This is a genomic window from Cohaesibacter gelatinilyticus, from assembly GCF_900215605.1.
Classification (GTDB): Bacteria; Pseudomonadota; Alphaproteobacteria; order Rhizobiales; family Cohaesibacteraceae; genus Cohaesibacter; species Cohaesibacter gelatinilyticus.
This window is the reverse complement of record NZ_OBEL01000003.1, coordinates 20,700-36,162: the sequence shown is the minus strand read 5'-3', so window position 1 is coordinate 36,162 and position 15,463 is coordinate 20,700. Positions and strand designations below refer to the sequence as shown.

Sequence of the window (15,463 nt, the reverse complement as noted above, 5' to 3'; positions counted from 1 at the left end):
TGATATGTCTTATGATCTTGTTGTGATTGGCACCGGCCCTGGCGGCTATGTCTGTGCGATTCGCGCAGCGCAGTTGGGTATGAAGGTTGCTGTTGTCGAAAAACGCAAAACCCACGGCGGTACATGCCTCAATGTTGGTTGTATTCCGTCCAAGGCGTTGCTGCATGCCTCCGAGCTGTTTGAAGAAGCAGGTCATGACTTTGCCAATATGGGCATCAAGGTTGGCACCCCTGAGCTGGATCTGCCAGCCATGATGGGCCACAAGCAGGAAGTGATCGACGGCAATGTGGCTGGTATCGATTATCTGTTCAAGAAGAACAAGGTCGATGTTTTCCAAGGCACTGGCAAGATTGTTGCCGCTGGCAAGGTAGAAGTGACCCCTGACGAGGGGGATGTTCAGACCGTGGAAGCCAAGAATATTGTGGTTGCGACGGGTTCTGATGTTGCCAATCTGCCGGGCGTCGAGATTGACGAAAAGCAGGTTGTTTCCTCCACTGGTGCTCTTGAGCTGGACAAGGTGCCATCCAAGATGATCGTGGTTGGTGCTGGCGTAATTGGTCTGGAGCTCGGCTCTGTCTGGCGTCGTTTGGGCTCTGAAGTCACCGTCGTTGAGTTTCTTGATCGGATTCTGCCTGGCATGGATGGCGAAACTGTCAAAAATGCTCAGCGCATGTTCAAGAAGCAGGGCTTCAAGTTCAAGGTGGGCACCAAGGTTACCGGCGTTGAGAAAAGTGATGCTGGCCTGAAGGTTGCTATCGAATCTGTCAAAACCGGTAAAGCAGAAGAGCTGGAAGCTGACGTGGTTCTGGTTGCCATTGGTCGCCGCCCTTACACCGATGGTCTTGGTCTGGATGCTGTCGGTGTTCAGCTGGATGATCGTGGTCGGGTTGTCACTGATGGTCACTTCAAATCCACCGTTGATGGCATCTATGCAATCGGTGACGTGATCGAAGGCCCAATGCTTGCGCATAAGGCTGAAGATGATGGTGTGGCTCTGGCCGAGATCCTGGCTGGTCAAGCAGGCCATGTGGACTATAATCTGGTGCCTGGTGTGGTTTACACCATGCCTGAGATCGCGGTTCTTGGTCAGACCGAGGAGCAGCTGAAGGAAGCGGGTACTGCTTATAATGTTGGTAAATTCCCGTTCTCAGCCAATGGCCGGGCCAAAGCACAGCGCCATACAGATGGCTTTGTGAAGATTCTGGCTTGTAAGGAGACCGACAAGGTTCTCGGCGCGCACATGATTGGTGCCGGCGTTGGTGAAATGATCCACGAAGTGTCTGTTCTGATGGCCTTTGGTGGGGCTGCGGAAGATCTGGCGCGTACCATTCATGCTCATCCGACCTTGTCTGAAGCGGTCAAAGAAGCAGCTTTGGCAGTCGATAAGCGCCCGATCCATATGTAAAAGATTCGCACTAGCGTTTTGACGCAAAAAACTCGTGATGCAGAAATCTTTGTAAGCGCATACCAAAACTGATTTTGAAAAGGCGGCCTTTTGGGTCGCCTTTTTTGTTTGGCCTTCCGGATAATATGAATGCAGCCTATGATTTGATTGTTTAAATTAACCCTGCAACCAAGATATGTATCTGACTTGAATGTTAACCATTTGTAAATCCTTAATGATTGGTTAGTTTGTGTTTATTGAATTACTTAAAAGAGAGCTATCGAGCGTATTCGGAATTTGAAGAATTCACTTGGTAGACAGGGAAAATGACTATCAATAGACATCAATCAGATAATCGGGTTCAGGATATTATCAGAGCGTCTCGCAAGAATGTCGAGCGTCCGGTTTTCAAGCAGGAACCTTACCCCAACTGCCGTCGCCGCAGTCCTCGTCAACGGGTGCTGAAAGGGGCCAAGATTACATTCAATGACTATTATGAAAGCGTGTCTTGCCGGGTGGTGAGCCAGTCCGAGCATGGTGTGATGCTGCGTATGGACTATGACAATCTCTATCTTAACAGCTTCAAACTTGCCATCCCGATGGATCGCGGGCAATGGAAGTGCCGTGTGGTTCAGCGTGATCTGCCTGATGTTCGTGTCGAGTTTGTCAGCGAAAAGGAAGAGTTGGATCAGGATCTATCAGTCCATGCCAAGATCCCGGCCAATCCTTTTGTGATGGCGATCGAATAGTTCGGCGAGTGTAATTGTATTCTATTGCTTCCAGAGCACGAAGGAACGCTGCTGGTCGGATTTGCGTGGATCGTGAAAGTCGTCATAGACAATCACATCCATGCGCTTGCCATTGATGGAGCCTTTGACGAGCCGCTTGGCGAAGAATGTTCGATAGAGCACTTCGACATATTGTTCATCTGCCTTCTGAGCAATGGATCGGCCCCAAGTGCAATCACGTGGGGCGCAGGCTGTATATGCCTTGACCTTCAAATGCGGCACGGTCTCATTGCTGCATACTTCCCAGATTTCGAGTTTGGTAATATCGGACTTGTTGCCAGCAAAAGGATTGAGCCATGTGCCTATGGCCTGACTTTGGATGCATTCGCCACTCATTGCTTGCTGGCTCCATGCCAACATCATGAGAATTGAGAGAAATGCCAATCGCTTTGCCATGATTTTCCCACCAGCTTCAGAAGCTCATTTGGTGAGTAGTCTATCAGAAATGGATTACTCTGTCCTTAAGGGGTAATCCGGGTTTTGCGGGCTGGAGACTTTAGCTGCGTGGATGTGCTTTTTGATAGATGTCCATCAGTTCACCCATCTCTACTTGGGTATAGCTTTGGGTCGTTGAAAGGCTTGCATGGCCTAGCAATTCTTGAATGGTGCGTAAATCTCCGCCATTGGCAAGCAAGTGTGTTGCAAAGGAATGGCGCAAGGCGTGAGGCGTTGCGGTTTCGGGCAATCCAAGTGAGCCGCGCATTTTCTCCACAGTGCGCTGAACCATGCGTGGGTTCAATGGGCCGCCTTTAACACCCCGAAAGAGCTTGTCTTTCGGCTCCAGTTCAAAGGGGCAGAGTGCAAGATAATGTGTGACGGCCTTTTGCACGATTGGCAGTACCGGTACGCGGCGTTGCTTGTTGCCTTTACCGGTGATGGTCAGGGCATCGCGCCCTTCGATTGGTGCTTCCTGAACATTAAGCCCGAGCGCTTCCGAGATACGCAAGCCACATCCATATAAAAGAGCCAGAATGGCCGAATCACGTGCAATGACCCAAGGATCCTCCTCCAGGGACTGGGAGGGATCGATCAGATTGGTTGCCTTCTCTATGGTCAGTGGTTTTGGCAGGCCCTTGGAATATTTGGGTGTGTTGACGGCGGCAAAGGGTGCACTTGTCGCCATATTGCGGCTTTCCAAGTGGCGCACGAAGGACCGAATTCCTGCCATGGTGCGTGCCAAGGATCGTGACGATAGTCCGGTCTGTCGTTGGGAGGCCATGAAAGAGCGCACATCCATGGGTTTGAGGATTTGGAAATGGCTGACATCGGCCACTTCTCCCTGATGCATGGTCAGGAAAGAGAAAAAAACATCCAGATCCCGATCATAGGCAGCGAGCGTTGAAGCAGATAGGCGGCGTTCATTGGCCAGAGCTTGCTGCCATAGTTTCTGTGCTTGCCGAAGTCGCGGTGTGGCGATCAGGAGAGGGGTATTGGATGTCTGGACCATGTGGTCTTGTCTCGATTGGTTCGTAAAGATTGCGCATCTGGAGACAAAAAATCCCCGATCCTTTTCAGCATCGGGGATAAATCTTGAGAAAGTCTCTGCGCCCGACCTAAAAATCTTCGAGTGAGATTTTTAGGCTGCATTTCCTGCCCTCTCCCCCTCCCAAACCGCCTTTGATGATACCATATCGGGTGGCTTGGGAGGGGGAGAGGGCTTGGCTCAGGACTGTTAGGCCTAAGCCTTACAGGATGGACTGGCCGGTTTTTGCCCAGTCAGCCAGGAATGCTTCCAGCCCTTTGTCGGTCAGAGGATGTTTTGCCAGACCTTTGACGACAGATGGTGGGATGGTTGCCACATCGGAGCCAGCCATCGCACACTGTTTCACGTGGTTGCCAGTGCGGATGGACGCCGCCAGAATTTCGGTCTCGAAGCCGTAATTGTCATAGATGATGCGGATGTCTTCGATCAACTCCATGCCATCGATGTTCATGTCATCAAGACGACCGATGAATGGTGAGATGAAGGTTGCACCAGCTTTTGCAGCCAGCAGAGCCTGATTGGCAGAGAAGCACAAGGTCACGTTGACCATGTGGCCCTGGTCGGTCAGGGCTTTACAGGCTTTCAGACCATCAATGGTCAGTGGCAACTTGATACAAACATTTTTTGCAATTTTCAGAAGCTCTTCAGCTTCCGCCAGCATTGCATCACATTCCAGTGCGGTTACTTCTGCTGAAACAGGACCATCTGTCAGTTCGCAGATCTCAGCGATGACTTCCTTGAAGTCGCGGCCGGACTTTACGATCAGGGATGGGTTGGTGGTGACACCATCGATGAGGCCGGTTGCGGCCAGTTCACGGATTTCGTTGGTATCGGCGGTATCGACGAAGAATTTCATTTGGCGATAAGCTCCCTATAACGGTGCCTTGAAACAGAGCGGAGGATTTCAGCAATTTGTCTGCCTATCTTGGGATAGGCGCATTAGTTGGCTGACATTGGTGAACCCTTTAGCCTAAAGTGGACGTTTAGTCAGCCCCTAAGTGATGCATGCTGCAGCATAAGCGCGCTTTTTCGGCTCAATATGACAATTTGTTCCAATTGGTCGGCCCAATTGGACGGGACCAAGTGGCAACAGATTAGATGCAGGATCTCCTCCTTTCCGAGCAGATAGTGGCGGTATTGGTGCCGGTCTATGTGGACCAGAGCTATAGCTATCGCGTGCCGGAACATATGGTGCCAAGTGGAGGTCTGCGTCCCGGCATGCTGGTTCGTGTGCCATTGGGGCCGCGTTCGGTGCTTGGGGTGGTTTGGGATGACGACGCCCAGTTCAAGGATGCTTCGCGTCTGAAAGATATTGAAGCGATTTTTGATGATTTCTGCCTTAGTGATGATCTGCGCAAATTTGTCGACTGGATTGCTTCTTACACATTGGCCCAGCGTGGCATGGTTCTGCGGATGATCTTGCGGGGTGAAGAGGCTTTGCAGCCGGATAAGCCTGTCAAAGCGATTCGCTTGGTCGGAGATGTGCCGAATCGCCTGACCAAGGCTCGCTCCCAGATCTTAAGTGTCATGGAAAATGGCTTGGCTCGTTCCAAGAAAGAGGTGATGGAGGAGGCCGGGGTTTCCAGTGCAGCCATTGATGGCTTGATCAAGGCAGGCACGCTTGGCTATTGCGAATTGCCACCGCCTGCTTTGTTTGAGGAACCAATCGCGGACTTTGCACCGCCAACCTTGTCTGATAGCCAGCAAGAAGCGGCCAATGAGATCAATGCCTGTTTTGAGGCAGGTGGCTTTCAGGGCATGTTGCTTGATGGCGTGACCGGGTCTGGTAAGACCGAGGTTTATTTCGAAGCTTTGGCGCGTTGTCTGGAGAAAGGCCAACAGGCTTTGATCCTGGTGCCGGAAATTGCCCTGACCAACGCGTTTCTTGATCGGTTCACGGTGCGTTTTGGTGCAAGGCCTGCCGAGTGGCATTCGGATCTATCCCAAAAGCAGAAGAATAGAGTTTGGCGGGAAGTTGCCAAAGGCAAGGCGAGAGTTGTAGTCGGTGCGCGCTCCGCTTTGATGCTGCCATTCCGTGATCTTGGTCTCATCGTGGTTGACGAGGAACATGATGGTGCCTTCAAACAGGAAGATCGGGTTATCTATAATGCCCGTGACATGGCGGTTGTGCGCGGCCATCTGTCCGGGTTTCCAGTTATTCTTGCCAGTGCAACGCCGTCTGTAGAGACTCGCAACAATGCCAATACAGGCCGCTATAAGCATATCAAGCTGACCAGCCGCTATGGTGGTTTCGCCATGCCGGATATCAGATTAGTGGATATGCGTAGTGATTCGCCCGAAAAGGGGCGTTGGCTGGCTCCATCGCTGGTAAATGCGGTGAATGAAACGCTGGAAGCGGGCGAGCAAAGCCTTCTATTTCTCAATAGACGCGGCTATGCGCCCCTGACCCTGTGTAGATCCTGTGGACATCGTTTTCAGTGCCCGTCCTGTTCGACCTGGCTGGTTGAGCATCGGTTTCGCAAATTGTTGATGTGCCATCACTGCGGACACAGCGAGCCCGTGCCGCCATCCTGTCCGTCGTGTGGGGCGGAAGACAATCTGGTTGCCTGTGGCCCCGGGGTAGAGCGCGTTGCTGAAGAAGTGGCCGAACGCTGGCCGGACCGACGTGTGGTGATTCTTTCCTCAGACTTGATCCATGGTGTTGCCCAATTGCGGGCAGAACTGGAAGCCATTGCCAAAGGGGAAGCCGATATTGTCATTGGTACCCAATTGGTTGCAAAGGGGCATAACTTTCCTGCCATGACCCTTGTTGGCGTGATTGATGCAGATCTTGGATTGGCACACGGAGATTTGCGGGCCGGGGAGAAAGTCTTCCAGATGCTGGCCCAGGTGACGGGCCGGGCCGGGCGAATGGGGGGCAAAGGACGGGGTCTTTTGCAAACCCATGCAAGTGATCACCCGGTTATCCAATGTTTGTCCAAAGGTGATTGGGAAGGTTTTTACACATATGAATTGGAGCAGCGCCAGCGGGCGCAAATGCCTCCATTTGGACGTTTGGCAGCCCTCATCATTTCGGGAGAAGATCGCGAGGCGGCGCTGATGTATGGGCGTGAGTTGGTGCGTCATGTGCCACAAGGATCAGCGGTTCGAGTTCTTGGACCGGCAGAGGCTCCCTTGGCTGTGTTGCGCGGACGCTACCGCTTTCGGCTGCTGGTCTGGGCGGAACGATCCTTTGGAATATCGTCCTTTTTACGACATTGGTTGGGTCAATGTCCGACACCTCGTGGATCGGTTCGATTGCAGGTAGATGTGGATCCAGTCTCTTTTGTCTAGGAATCCGACCCGCTTTTCTCAGTCTTTTGCATTAGAATTGCAAATTACGACTTATGGCGCTCAAGCTGATATTGCGCCCCGCCATGGCATGTGCTAGACGAAGCGCGGTTTTAGGGGTTTTTATAACCCTTGGCAGATGAGACTGAAAATCCGGATGAAGATGTTTCGGCAGCTTTTGAAGGGTTGGTTCTATTCTCCCAATGTCAGAGAGCGACCAGGTGACGGATACGAATTCAGAAATCTCAGGAGTGGCCGAACGATACGCTCGCGCGTTGTTTGACCTCGCCCTTGAAGAAAAAGCTCTGGATGCAGTTGAGAAAGATCTCAGCTCCATCGAGGCTATTATGGATGAAAGTGAAGATTTCATGCGTCTGGTACGCAGCCCGGTCTTCACAGCTGACGAGCAATTGGCTGCAGTTTCAGCCCTTCTCGAAAAAGCTGGCATTTCTGGCATTGTCGGGAATTTCGTCCGTGTTATCGCAAATAATCGCCGGCTGTTTTCCCTGCCGGGGATGATCAAAGCTTTCCGCAACATCGTTACAACCCATCGTGGTGAGCAGGTGGCTGAAGTCACGTCTGCGCAGCCATTGACCGATGCCAACCTGAAGGCGCTCAAGAAGTCGCTGAAAGAAGCATTGGGTAAAGATGTTGCGATTGATGCCAAGGTTGATGCCGATATTCTCGGCGGCCTTGTCGTAAAAGTAGGTTCGCAGATGGTAGATTCCTCTGTGCGCACAAAACTCAACTCGCTCAAGATTGCACTGAAAGAGGTCGGCTGATGGATATTCGGGCCGCGGAAATTTCCGCAATCCTTAAAGAGCAGATCAAAAACTTCGGCTCAGACGCGCAAGTATCTGAAGTCGGACAGGTTCTGTCTGTTGGTGATGGTATCGCCCGCATCTATGGTTTGGACAATGTTCAGGCCGGTGAGATGGTGGAATTCCCTGGTGGAATGCGCGGTATGGCGCTTAACCTTGAAATGGACAATGTCGGTGCCGTGCTTTTCGGTGACGACCGTGCCGTTAAAGAAGGTGACGTCGTAAAGCGTACCGGCGCTATTGTGGATGTTCCTGTTGGTAAAGGCCTGTTGGGCCGTGTTGTTGATCCGCTTGGAAACCCAATTGACGGTAAGGGGCCTATCGAGGCTACCGAACGTCGTCGTGTGGATGTGAAGGCTCCAGGGATTATCCCTCGCAAGTCCGTTCACGAACCAATGCAGACCGGCCTGAAAGCCGTTGATGCGTTGATTCCAATCGGCCGTGGCCAGCGTGAGCTGATCATTGGTGACCGTCAGACCGGTAAAACTGCCGTTGCTCTGGACGCGATCCTGAACCAGAAGTCTGTGAATGACTCTGGTGCCGAGAACGAAAAGCTGTATTGCGTATATGTGGCTATCGGCCAGAAGCGCTCTACTGTTGCTCAGTTCGTGAAGACGCTTGAAGAAAACGGCGCTCTGGAATATTCCATCGTTGTTGCCGCGACCGCGTCTGATCCAGCTCCAATGCAGTTCCTGGCTCCATTTGCCGGTTGTGCAATGGGTGAGTATTTCCGTGATAACGGCATGCACTCCCTGCTGGTTTATGATGATCTGTCCAAACAGGCTGTTGCTTATCGTCAGATGTCCCTGTTGCTGCGTCGTCCTCCTGGACGTGAAGCGTATCCTGGTGACGTTTTCTATCTGCACTCCCGTCTGCTGGAGCGCGCTGCGAAGCTGAACGAAGACAACGGTCTTGGTTCCATGACCGCTCTGCCGGTTATTGAAACCCAGGCAAACGACGTGTCTGCGTTTATTCCGACCAACGTGATTTCCATTACCGACGGTCAGATCTTCCTGGAAACCGATCTGTTCTATCAGGGTATCCGCCCTGCTGTGAACGTTGGTCTTTCCGTGTCTCGCGTGGGCTCTTCTGCCCAGGTGAAAGCAATGAAGCAGGTTGCTGGCCCGATTAAGGGTGAGCTGGCTCAGTATCGTGAAATGGCTGCGTTTGCGCAGTTCGGTTCCGACCTTGATGCCACCACGCAGAAATTGTTGAACCGCGGTGCACGTCTGGTTGAACTTCTGAAACAGCCTCAGTTCTCCCCACTGAAAGTGGAAGAGCAGGTCGCTGTGATTTACGCCGGTGTGAACGGATATCTGGATGGCATTGAAGTCAAACAGGTTCGTGCGTTTGAAGATGGTCTTCTTTCCGTGATGCGCAATGAGCACAAAGACGTGCTCGAAGCCATTCGTGACAAGAAAGCTCTTGATGACGAAATCACATCTAAACTGAAGGCGGCGGTCGAAGGTTTCGCAAAGAACTTTGCGTAAATCGTAAGACTGGCGGGGAACGGAGGCTATTATGTCAAGCCTTAAGGACCTCAAAAATCGTATCGCCTCAGTTAAGGCGACACAGAAAATCACCAAGGCCATGCAGATGGTTGCGGCTGCAAAACTTCGTCGCGCGCAAAGCGCGGCGGAAGCTGCGCGCCCGTATGCCGAACGTATGGATGAGGTGCTGGCCAATATCGCAGCGAATGCGGTTGGAGGTGACTCCACCCCCAAGCTTTTGGCAGGAACCGGTTCTGATCAGAACCAGCTTCTGTTGGTAGCGACTGCTGAACGTGGTCTCTGTGGCGGCTTCAACTCTTCTATCGCGCGCCTGGCGCGCGATAAAGCCCGTGCTTTGAAAGCAGAGGGCAAGACAGTCAAGATTTTGTGTGTTGGCAAAAAAGGCGCCGATGCACTCAAGAGTGAATTTGGCAATGACATCATTGATGTCATCGACATTCGTGATCTGAAACGGATTGCATTTGCCGATGCTGAAGCTCGCGTTGGACGCCGTATTCTCGAGATGTTCGAGAATGAGGAATTCGATGTCTGCACTCTGTTCTATGCCCGGTTCAGATCCGTGATTGCACAGATCCCGACCGCGCAGCAGATCATCCCGGCTGTTTTCGAAGAAATTGAAGGTGATACAGCAAAATCATCTGGTGCCATCTATGAGTATGAGCCAGATGAAGAGGAAATCCTTGCAGATCTTCTTCCAAGAAACGTATCGGTGCAAATCTTCCGTGCGCTTCTTGAAAATGGTGCTTCCGAGCAGGGTGCTCGTATGTCCGCTATGGACAACGCGACGCGCAATGCCGGCGATATGATCAGCAAACTTGAGCTGACCTATAACCGCCAGCGCCAGGCGAAGATTACGAGCGAATTGATTGAGATCATCTCGGGTGCTGAGGCGCTCTGACGGCGATTGACGAGGATAGACGAATGGCAGCAAAAAAAGCTACCGGACGCATCACGCAGGTTATCGGCGCTGTTGTGGACGTCCAGTTCGAGGGTGCTTTGCCACCCATTTTGAACGCACTTGAAACCGAAAACAACGGCCAGCGCCTTGTTTTGGAAGTTGCTCTGCACCTTGGTGAGAACACTGTTCGCACCATTGCTATGGACAGCTCTGAAGGCTTGGTTCGTGGCCAGCCTGTATCCGACACCGGCAAAGCGATTGCTGTGCCAGTTGGTGAAGAAATGCTTGGCCGCATCATCAACGTTGTTGGTGAGCCGGTGGATGAAGCAGGCGAGATCAAAGCATCTGGCACCCGCGAAATTCACCAGCCAGCTCCAGAGTTCGTAGAGCAGTCTACCGAAGCTGAGATCCTGGAAACCGGTATTAAGGTTGTTGACCTTCTCGCACCATATGCGAAGGGTGGTAAAATTGGTCTGTTCGGTGGTGCCGGTGTTGGCAAAACCGTTCTGATCATGGAGCTGATCAACAACATCGCTAAAGCACATGGTGGTTATTCCGTCTTTGCTGGTGTGGGTGAGCGTACTCGTGAGGGTAACGATCTGTACTGGGAAATGATCGAATCCGGCGTGAACAAAGAAGGCGGCGGCGAAGGTTCCAAATGTGCACTGGTTTATGGCCAGATGAACGAACCTCCTGGAGCCCGTGCTCGTGTTGCTCTGACCGGTCTGACCGTTGCTGAACAGTTCCGTGATGATGGCCAGGACGTGTTGTTCTTCGTTGACAACATCTTCCGCTTCACACAGGCAGGTTCCGAGGTGTCCGCGCTTCTGGGTCGTATTCCTTCCGCTGTGGGTTACCAGCCAACTCTGGCAACCGACATGGGTGGCCTTCAGGAACGTATTACCACCACCACCAAGGGTTCCATTACGTCTGTGCAGGCCATTTACGTGCCGGCCGATGACTTGACTGACCCTGCGCCAGCTACTTCCTTTGCTCACTTGGACGCAACCACCGTGTTGAACCGTTCCATTGCTGAGAAAGGGATTTATCCTGCGGTGGATCCACTTGACTCCACATCTCGTATGCTTGACCCACGTGTTATTGGTGATGAGCATTACGAGACTGCCCGTCAGGTACAGGAAATTCTGCAGCGCTATAAAGCTTTGCAGGACATCATTGCAATTCTTGGTATGGATGAATTGTCTGAAGAAGACAAAATGGCCGTGGCTCGTGCTCGTAAGATCGAGCGCTTCCTGTCTCAGCCTTTCCATGTTGCCGAGGTCTTCACCGGTTCTCCAGGTAAACTGGTTTCCCTCGAAGACACCATCAAAGGCTTCAAAGGCCTGTGCAATGGTGAGTTTGATCATCTGCCAGAAGCTGCTTTCTACATGGTTGGTTCTATGGACGAAGCCATCGAGAAAGCTCAGGCACTTGCAGCGGACGCGGCGTAAGCCGCTCCTCAACACCCTGATTGGGAGTAGGTATCTATCATGGCCGAGGCTTTCAACTTCGAACTCGTATCCCCAGAGCGGCTGGTTCTTTCCGAGCCCTGCAACTCTGTGCTGGTTCCCGGTAAAGAAGGTTTCTTTACCGTGCTGAAAGATCATGCGCCGGTGGTTGCCTCAATTTCTCCCGGTGTTCTGAATGTCGAACTGGAAGATGGCACCAAGCGTGACATCTATGTCCGTGGCGGTTTCGCCGATGTGGCAGAATCCGGTTTGAAAGTATTGGCAGAACAAGCTGTTCCCGTCGAAGATCTGGATGCCGAGCAAGTTGCTCAGTTGATCAAGGACGCGGAAGAGGATGTTGCTGATGCCAAAGATGACGACACCAAGAGTGAGGCCGAGATCCGGCTAGGGCGTTTGAAAAATCTGCAGGCGGCGATCTCCTGATTGCGCTTGAAAACGCTGAAATGATTCAAAGCCGCGAGGGTGTTTCTCTCGCGGCTTTTTTATGTTCAAACCAGTGACAGGTTTGTTCTTTTCTTGATGCAGGAAGCAGGATGGTTGATATGACAATTGCAATTGTACTGCCACGTGCGATGGTATTTTCGCCAAAAGGCGCGACGTCCATTGATCTGGTTGCAAAAGATCTGCTGTTTCACAGTCGCTTGAAGGATCAGACTGTCGTCTATGGGCCCGACATTGTAGAGCCATTCGATGGTTTCCAGTTTGTGGGGTTGAAGGCCAGTAATCAGAGACAACGGGACCGTGAGCTGGTTGAGCATCTGAAATCCCAAAAGCCAAGCTGTGTGGTGGTGCATCAATATGTTCAAACAGCGGCACTCATCGCAAGCAAGCTACCCGATAGCCGAGTGATCCTGCACAGACACGGCTTGCTCAAGAAGCGCAAGAATGCACTTGCCAGATTTGTGAAATCCCGCTCCTATCGCAAGCTTTCCCACATCATATTTGTCAGCAACTTCATTCGAGGAAGCTTTTTGGAAGATTTTCCAAGCTTAAGAGAACGTAGTCTTGTCCTGTATAATGGTGTTGATACGACGACCTGGTGTCCCTCAGCAGAGAAAAAGAAGCAAGTTGTCTATATCGGTCGGGCACGAACCGATAAGGGCATACTTCCTTTGATTGAGGGCTTTCGGAAGGCAAATTTCTCGGATTGGCGTCTGAAACTGATTTGTGCAGTTCAGACAGAAGAAGAAGCCGATTTCTATCGGGATCTTCAAGCTAAAACTGCCAATGACAGTGTTATCGAACTTGTTGCCAATTATTCAATTGATCAAGTTCGGGATTGCTTGGCCGAGTCTCTCGTAGCAATCTCACCGTCCATCGTAAAGGAAGGATTTTCACGCGCCCTTATTGAGGCGATGTCTTGTGGGTGTGCCAGCATTGGGACGCTGAGTGGAGGGATGGCGGAAGCTGCAGGTGATGCTGCTTATGTGCTGCAAGGGGTTGATATGAATTCCATTGCCGAGGCTTTTGAGGATCTTTTGGCTGACCCGGAAAAGATTGGGCATTTTGGTAAGCTTGGCCGGGATCATGTCTGTGCCAATTTTGATATTGGTAAGATGTCCAATGCTTATGATGAGATACTAGAGCATTTTGAATGAATACCTGGTCATTCAAAATGCCCAAGCTATTGTTTCCAAGTATATTTTGTCCGAAAACTGCACACACTTTTCGGGAATATGCTCTAATGGATGAGATGGTTTAATAACAACGAGGGCCAGATTTTCAGATTTTGTGGACTTCGTCCCTGCTACCTTTTGGTTAACCAGACCATGGCAGCAGCCCGCTTCAATAGGAAGGGGCAGGATGCGCTTTATCTCAGCCGTGATGAGAAAGTGCCCGCGTTGCTATTGGGCAATATGTGACTGAGGATACAAGGGAGAGGCTCTTGCTCACCTTCTGTGTCTCTCAGTGCAAGCTGTTTGATCTGCGATCTGATGAAGCTCGAGATGTTGACCGTCTGGCTTCGCAATCATGGATGAATGCACTGAGCCGTGGTGAGGAGCCATGGTCCTGGGTGGCGGCTGATAAAATTCGTAGTTTGGGCTATGATGGTCTTATCGATCCATCTCGCCGCAGGCCGGGCCTATGGCACATCGCGCTTTTTCGATGGAACGATGACAATGCGCCACAGGTAGAATTGCTAGGTGTGCCGAAGCAAATCACATTGGATCTTGACTATCGGTGAACACTCTTTGCCAGCTGGCACTAGACGAGCTTTTTGAAGGCTTCGACGACCTGATCATAGACCTTGCGTTTGAAGGGGACGATCAGTTCGGGCACGTCGGATAGATCGGCCCAGCGCCAGTCTTCAAATTCCTGATGTTGGTTTCCGTCGCCGGGATTGAGGATATTGATTTCGTCATCGCGACCATCAAAGCGAAAGGCAAACCAACGCTGGCGTTGACCACGGAACTTGCCTTTCAGACCCACCCCGATCAGATCATCTGGTAGATCATAATGGAACCAATCGTCAGCCTCGCTCAGCAGTGTGATGGAGTGGATGGAGGTTTCCTCGAACAGCTCGCGTTTGGCTGCTGTGAGGGGCACCTCGCCCTTGTCGATGCCGCCTTGTGGCATTTGCCATGTATAGGAACTTTTGGATAGCTCACTTGAGCCAACCCGATTGCCGATCCAGACCTTGTTATCCTTGTTGAAGACACAAATGCCCACGCAGTCGCGATAGGGTAGATCTTCGCGCTTTACCATCAGATTATTCTTTCAAAAGTGTTGTAACCGGGACCAAAGCAAAGCCTCGCTGGCGCAGATCCTGTGTCCATGTGGCAATGGTTCTCACCGAAATCGGAAAGGCTGTCGCGACTCCCAGCGCTCTGCCTTTTTCCTGAGCCAGTGTTTCCAATTGCACCAAACGGGTCTCAATATCCTGACTGCGTCCTCTAGCATCAATGATGTAATCGGCACGCAAGTTCGGCACATTCATGTTGTTGGCGAGATCATTCATACGGCTACGACCTGATGCGCCATTATCGACATAGGCGAGACCGCGACTGGCGAGTTCTCGCACCAAATCTCCGCCAGCCAGCTCATCAGCCGTGAAGCGGGCACCCATATAATTCATGATGCCGATATAGGAATCAAAGCGATGCAGCAACCAGTCCAGATTTTTCTGGTTGTCTTCGCTTGTCGCTGATGTCAGCAGCGTGTGGGGGCCTGGGTCGTTGTTGGGATAATCAAATGGTTCCAGAGGGATCTGTACCAGCAATTCGTGTCCCTGTGCGCGCGCCTTGCTTGTCCAGCGATCCAGACCATTGCCGTAGGGGGCAAATGCCAGTGAGATATCTGGCGGTAACAGGCTCAAGGCCTCCTGGGTGGTGGTTTGTGACAGGCCAAGTCCGTCAACAATGATGGCAATCTTGGGTAAACCCGCGATGGCTTCGCTGTTTATCTGTCTGGCATTTTTCTCCAACGGAGTGCTGGCGCGACCGGGCGGGTTGGCAAGGCTTGGGTCTGCAGGATCCAGAACTCTGATTTCACCGCTATTGGGTGTAAAACCGGAGGATCCGTTGTTTGAGTTTTGGGGTCGTCGTACAGAGGTGCTCAGGGCTTCCGGGACGCCGGGTTTGATGCCGGGTCGGATGCCGTCGATGCCGATCATGGCCTGATTGGCCGGTCCGTCGGGCAATGCGACGATCTTCATTGGGTACCCGCCATTTGGTTGATCCGTGAAAATCAACCATCCAGCCAGCCCTACAACAAGTGTGAGGAGGAGGCCTACAGATGCCAGCATGAAGCGCTTCGCAGTAAGAAGAGGCGCTTTTTTTGACTGGCCCAGAGGCTTCTTCAGATCATTCGCCGCCATG

15 protein-coding genes are annotated in these 15,463 nt (G+C 51.9%); 10 read left to right on the top strand and 5 right to left on the bottom strand.

The genetic code is table 11. The features are described 5' to 3' along the window. Nucleotides 1–4: 4 nt before the first annotated feature. Together lpdA and CRO57_RS14005 are read left to right on the top strand one after the other, a co-directional pair. The gene (gene lpdA, locus CRO57_RS14010) at nt 5–1,405 is read left to right on the top strand and encodes a dihydrolipoyl dehydrogenase (RefSeq protein WP_097154115.1); all 1,401 of its coding nucleotides are present in this window, start codon (nt 5–7) and stop codon (nt 1,403–1,405) included. A 305-nt stretch (nt 1,406–1,710) separates the two neighbouring features. Further along, complete coding sequence (locus CRO57_RS14005) at nt 1,711–2,133, top strand: hypothetical protein (protein ID WP_097154114.1); 423 nt, start codon at nt 1,711–1,713, stop codon at nt 2,131–2,133. A 21-nt stretch (nt 2,134–2,154) separates the two neighbouring features. On the opposite strand, the gene CRO57_RS14000 is transcribed toward CRO57_RS14005, so the two are convergent. The 3 genes from CRO57_RS14000 to fsa all read right to left on the bottom strand — a co-directional run bounded on the left by CRO57_RS14000 (nt 2,155) and on the right by fsa (nt 4,511). Beyond that, entirely contained in the window at nt 2,155–2,568 is a 414-nt protein-coding gene (locus CRO57_RS14000; protein ID WP_097154113.1) for a hypothetical protein, read from the bottom strand. 100 nt (nt 2,569–2,668) lie between these two features. Continuing rightward, nucleotides 2,669–3,619 (bottom strand): tyrosine recombinase XerC, encoded by a 951-nt coding sequence (locus CRO57_RS13995; RefSeq protein WP_097154112.1) that lies wholly within the window; start codon nt 3,617–3,619, stop codon nt 2,669–2,671. A 238-nt stretch (nt 3,620–3,857) separates the two neighbouring features. After that, entirely contained in the window at nt 3,858–4,511 is a 654-nt protein-coding gene (gene fsa, locus CRO57_RS13990) for a fructose-6-phosphate aldolase (protein WP_097154111.1), read from the bottom strand. Nucleotides 4,512–4,753: 242 nt separating this feature from the next. Here fsa and CRO57_RS13985 point away from each other — a divergent pair, with 242 nt between their 5' ends. From CRO57_RS13985 to CRO57_RS13950, 8 genes are all read left to right on the top strand, one after another. After that, complete coding sequence (locus CRO57_RS13985; RefSeq protein WP_097154110.1) at nt 4,754–6,949, top strand: primosomal protein N'; 2,196 nt, start codon at nt 4,754–4,756, stop codon at nt 6,947–6,949. Nucleotides 6,950–7,167: 218 nt separating this feature from the next. After that, entirely contained in the window at nt 7,168–7,728 is a 561-nt protein-coding gene (locus CRO57_RS13980; protein ID WP_097154461.1) for a F0F1 ATP synthase subunit delta, read from the top strand. Further along, nucleotides 7,728–9,257 carry a F0F1 ATP synthase subunit alpha gene (gene atpA / locus CRO57_RS13975; protein WP_097154109.1) on the top strand — a complete coding sequence of 510 codons (1,530 nt, stop codon included), beginning with the start codon at nt 7,728–7,730 and terminating at the stop codon, nt 9,255–9,257. Before CRO57_RS13980 ends, atpA begins: the two co-directional genes overlap by 1 nt. Nucleotides 9,258–9,288: 31 nt before the next feature. Beyond that, nucleotides 9,289–10,176, top strand: coding sequence for a F0F1 ATP synthase subunit gamma (locus tag CRO57_RS13970; RefSeq protein ID WP_097154108.1), 888 nt, complete (start codon nt 9,289–9,291; stop codon nt 10,174–10,176). Between the two features lie 23 nt (nt 10,177–10,199). Next, on the top strand, nt 10,200–11,627 hold the full coding sequence (gene atpD, locus CRO57_RS13965; protein ID WP_097154107.1) for a F0F1 ATP synthase subunit beta: 1,428 nt from the start codon (nt 10,200–10,202) through the stop codon (nt 11,625–11,627). A 39-nt stretch (nt 11,628–11,666) separates the two neighbouring features. Next, nucleotides 11,667–12,068 carry a F0F1 ATP synthase subunit epsilon gene (locus tag CRO57_RS13960; protein ID WP_097154106.1) on the top strand — a complete coding sequence of 134 codons (402 nt, stop codon included), beginning with the start codon at nt 11,667–11,669 and terminating at the stop codon, nt 12,066–12,068. Between the two features lie 119 nt (nt 12,069–12,187). Next, nucleotides 12,188–13,243 carry a glycosyltransferase family 4 protein gene (locus CRO57_RS13955; protein WP_170956110.1) on the top strand — a complete coding sequence of 352 codons (1,056 nt, stop codon included), beginning with the start codon at nt 12,188–12,190 and terminating at the stop codon, nt 13,241–13,243. 287 nt (nt 13,244–13,530) lie between these two features. Beyond that, the gene (locus CRO57_RS13950; protein WP_170956109.1) at nt 13,531–13,830 is read left to right on the top strand and encodes an RES family NAD+ phosphorylase; all 300 of its coding nucleotides are present in this window, start codon (nt 13,531–13,533) and stop codon (nt 13,828–13,830) included. A gap of 20 nt (nt 13,831–13,850) precedes the next feature. Here CRO57_RS13950 and CRO57_RS13945 read toward each other — a convergent pair whose 3' ends face one another. Both CRO57_RS13945 and CRO57_RS13940 read right to left on the bottom strand, forming a co-directional pair. After that, nucleotides 13,851–14,351 (bottom strand): RNA pyrophosphohydrolase, encoded by a 501-nt coding sequence (locus CRO57_RS13945; protein ID WP_097154103.1) that lies wholly within the window; start codon nt 14,349–14,351, stop codon nt 13,851–13,853. 4 nt (nt 14,352–14,355) lie between these two features. Further along, complete coding sequence (locus CRO57_RS13940) at nt 14,356–15,462, bottom strand: divergent polysaccharide deacetylase family protein (protein WP_097154102.1); 1,107 nt, start codon at nt 15,460–15,462, stop codon at nt 14,356–14,358. Between the last annotated feature and the right edge of the window lies 1 nt (nt 15,463).